Annotated in this window: 6 protein-coding genes; 5 read left to right on the plus strand and 1 reads right to left on the minus strand. The window is 54.4% G+C overall.

What is annotated here, in order from left to right:
* The first annotated feature begins 332 nt into the window (after nucleotides 1-332).
* Both xerC and PSI22_RS20895 read left to right on the plus strand, forming a co-directional pair.
* Complete coding sequence (gene xerC, locus PSI22_RS20890; RefSeq protein WP_273581406.1) at nucleotides 333-1,406, plus strand: site-specific tyrosine recombinase XerC; 1,074 nt, start codon at nucleotides 333-335, stop codon at nucleotides 1,404-1,406.
* A gap of 29 nt (nucleotides 1,407-1,435) precedes the next feature.
* Nucleotides 1,436-1,627, plus strand: coding sequence for a hypothetical protein (locus PSI22_RS20895; RefSeq protein WP_273581407.1), 192 nt, complete (start codon nucleotides 1,436-1,438; stop codon nucleotides 1,625-1,627).
* Here PSI22_RS20895 and PSI22_RS20900 read toward each other — a convergent pair.
* Nucleotides 1,597-1,875: a hypothetical protein gene (locus PSI22_RS20900; protein WP_273581408.1), complete on the minus strand. Its 279-nt coding sequence runs from the start codon at nucleotides 1,873-1,875 to the stop codon at nucleotides 1,597-1,599. The two genes, PSI22_RS20895 and PSI22_RS20900, sit on opposite strands and share 31 nt — an antisense overlap.
* Before the next feature lie 176 nt (nucleotides 1,876-2,051).
* On the opposite strand from PSI22_RS20900, the gene PSI22_RS20905 reads away from it, so the two are divergent.
* The 3 genes from PSI22_RS20905 to PSI22_RS20915 all read left to right on the plus strand — a co-directional run bounded on the left by PSI22_RS20905 (nucleotide 2,052) and on the right by PSI22_RS20915 (nucleotide 3,049).
* Entirely contained in the window at nucleotides 2,052-2,282 is a 231-nt protein-coding gene (locus tag PSI22_RS20905; RefSeq protein ID WP_273581409.1) for a hypothetical protein, read from the plus strand.
* A gap of 78 nt (nucleotides 2,283-2,360) precedes the next feature.
* Nucleotides 2,361-2,756 (plus strand): hypothetical protein, encoded by a 396-nt coding sequence (locus tag PSI22_RS20910; RefSeq protein WP_086107623.1) that lies wholly within the window; start codon nucleotides 2,361-2,363, stop codon nucleotides 2,754-2,756.
* Nucleotides 2,756-3,049, plus strand: a complete 294-nt coding sequence (locus PSI22_RS20915) for a hypothetical protein (RefSeq protein WP_273581410.1) — start codon at nucleotides 2,756-2,758, stop codon at nucleotides 3,047-3,049. The genes PSI22_RS20910 and PSI22_RS20915 overlap by 1 nt, the downstream gene beginning before the upstream one ends.
* The last annotated feature ends 194 nt before the right edge of the window (nucleotides 3,050-3,243 follow it).

Genomic DNA, 3,243 nt, shown 5'->3' on the forward strand with positions numbered 1-3,243 from the left:
GTTGCTGCACCGCCGCGGCCTGACGTTCGTCTATGAACTGCTGTTCGACGGGGCAGACAGCGAGGCCGCCCACCTGAGTGGCCTTATTGTTCCCTGAGCGGGCAGTATGACGTTATCCGGTCGGGGTTAAAACTCAATCGGTCGCCTGTCAGTCGGCCTGTTGTCGGCAGACAGTCGGGATAGCTCAATCCCGGTAAAGGCAGAGACGGCAAGGCTTTCCATCAAAGTGGTCGGCATCCGCCAAAAAACACTGTTCCGGCCACCTCAATCAATCCCATCCGGCCGTACAGCCCGCTCTGCTACTCACACAACAAAAAAAGAAGGAGAATCCGATGACAAGCCCACATAATCCCCTGCTCGCCACCTTACGCCAGCAACTGGAAGCGTACCTTGATACGCAGGCCGCACAGGGAAAAAGCCCGCGCACACAGGAAAGCTACCGGGAACGGCTGCTGCCCTTCGTGGACTGGTGCGAACAGCGCACCGTGCAGTATCCGGCACAGGTCACGCTGGGGTTGCTGGAAAGCTGGCAGCGTTATCTGCGTGCCTACCGTAAGGCCGATGGCCAGCCTTACAGCAATAACGGCCAGCGTGAACGTCTGGGCACACTGCGGTTATGGTTCCGCTACTTGCTGCAACGCCACCACATTCTCTACAACCCGGCTGAGCAGTTAGTGTTACCGAAAGAAGAGAAGCGGTTGCCCGCCCAGATCCTGAGTGAACAAGAAACCGCGCAGGTGCTGGACAGCCTTGACGACCAGAGTATCTTGGGGCTTCGCAACCGGGTGATGCTGGAAATCCTCTGGAGCAGCGGCATCCGGCGCATGGAGCTGCGTCAGCTTCGGCGGGGGGATATCGACTTCGAACGCGGAGCAGTGGTCATCAATCAAGGCAAGGGTAATAAAGACCGGGTTGTTCCCATCGGCGAGCGGGCGCTGGGCTGGCTGACACGCTATCTGATACAGATCCGGCCACAGTTGGCAGAAAGTCATGACAGCGGTTATCTGTTTATCTCGCAAAAGGGCAGGCCGCTCAGCCCGGGGCACCTGACGCATATCGCCGCGAAAGCCATCCGGCAGCAGGCCCAGCTTGATAAGCCGGGCGCTTGTCACCTGTTCCGGCATTCAATGGCGACCCAGATGCTGGACAACGGTGCCGATATCCGCCATATCCAGGCGATGCTGGGACACGAAAAACTCAATACCACCCAAGTGTATACGCGGGTCGCTATCAAACAGCTCAAGCAGGTGCACAGCCAGACCCATCCGGCCGAGCGTGAGCATCCGGCATTCTCAGAAGCAGATAATCATACCGAAGCACCGAAGAGCCGTTCAGGCCGTGCCAGCGGAGAGCTGGACACCGAACCGACACTACCGCGCACCGGACAGCCCGATCGTCCCCGTTGAGTTCGCTGGGAGCGGTGCGGGGGCAGACCGTGGCCGGACTGCCCGTCAGCCTCGGTGCTCGCGGGGGTACGTGGGCAATGGGCGGCCTGAGCCACGATGCCCCCGTTCAGACCGTGCAGGCCGCCCAAAGCCCACTCAACATAATGTGGGGGAATTATACGCCACTCACCGGACGGCTCCGCTGCCCGAATCAACACTGTGCCGCGGTTCGCAGCGTATAATACACATTATGTCTGGCGCCCCCGCTTATCGGCATCGCTGGGGTGCCGCCGCACAAGGCTGCGCCTTCTGCTGTCAGCACCGGTGCCAGTCCTCGGCAAACACAGCGCCGAACCGGAACACCGTGCCCCATCCGGCATCTAACCCGCTTCTTCTTTAGCTGCCTTGCCACCGTCCGGCAAACACCCCTGAAGGCAGGTCGGCCTGCGGCCTCCGCGGTTTTACCTCCCCCGCCCCGACCCCGCTGCACTGGCTGCGCGCGGCTCGCAGTCGCTGCGCTCCTCGCTCGTTGCCGTGCTCGCCATCTCCGCCCCGTGCAGCCCCCGCAGGGGGCTTCCCTTGGAAATACAATGCGGTCATGCAAAGCCGTGCCCAATCTGAAACGCCGGTGATCCAGAGCGTCGCAAGGCGCCGCTTGCAGGCTCTGTGCCGCCCGCACCCGCAGAACGGCCGCCCGCCGCCCGGCAAGCCGGGCGACGTTCGCCCGTTGCCGAAAGTGAAAGGCGTCACAAAATCAGGCTGTTCAGTCAATCATGGCAGAAAATGACCGCTATACTGCACCATGGCTTGCAGCGATCGCAGGACAAAAGCTCACCTCGGCGTTTTAGGTTCGCGGTGATGAGCGGAACGGGTAAAAACGGTTCTTTAATAAGCTGATATTAAAAGAAAAAATCGCTTAAAACAGTATAACCGTGCCGGAACCTTCCCTAAGACCCGATAGGGCTGCTGGGCGGGGTGAATCCCTATGGCTATGTGCATAATCCCACTGGATGGGTAGACCCGTTCGGATTAGCGGGTAAAGACTGCGATAAATTGTTAAATCCAGATTGGACTAATCATGGATTTAAGCATTTCCCTCAGAAAAATATGTCTTGGAAAGATATTGTCAAATCAACGAAATCTGGGCCTGCTAAATATACGCCTGAGATTAATATTGAAGCATTAGAACGTTCTGTTTATAAAACAGGTCAACCAGTTACGAATGGTAAGCCTTGGAAAGTTCAAGATATGGGGGAAATTATCGGGGCTAGTGAAGGTAAACCAAGTCAATGGATAAGAGTTGAATATAGCGGTGGTACTATTCACGGACATCCAATTTCTCTGAACGAATTTAGGAAACTGACAAAATAATGAACATTGATTTTTCAAAAAAAAGCGGTGTGATCATTTTTAATGATTTTTTTATTAGAAATGATATTCCGCTTGAGAATCAACTTGATGAATTAAAAGAAGATATGTTGCAGGTAGAATTTCCTAATGGATATCTTTTAGACATAGGCTGGAGATCCTCATTCGAAATTGATGGACAGTTTAAATTGGCATTAATTAAAGACTTTAACTGGGAAAATCCCATTTATTTAGATTCAGCAAATGATTTATTTGGATTAGAAGCAAAAATTCAACTAGCAATGCTCAAATTATAACTGATGAAACCTAATAGCCGGAAAGATCCCCGTGATCTTCCGGCTTTCTTCTTTTAAGAGTCGCTCAGTTCCTGCCCTTAGCGGCTTGTGTAGTCGCCAAGCAGCTCCCGCATTTTGAGCTTAATCTCACTGAGCTGGTCTTGCTGGCGCTGGTATTGCTGTTTGAGGCTGTTAGTCTCGTCACTGTCGGGGAT

The organism is Xenorhabdus aichiensis, assembly GCF_028598775.1.
GTDB classification, from domain to species: Bacteria; Pseudomonadota; Gammaproteobacteria; order Enterobacterales; family Enterobacteriaceae; genus Xenorhabdus; species Xenorhabdus bovienii.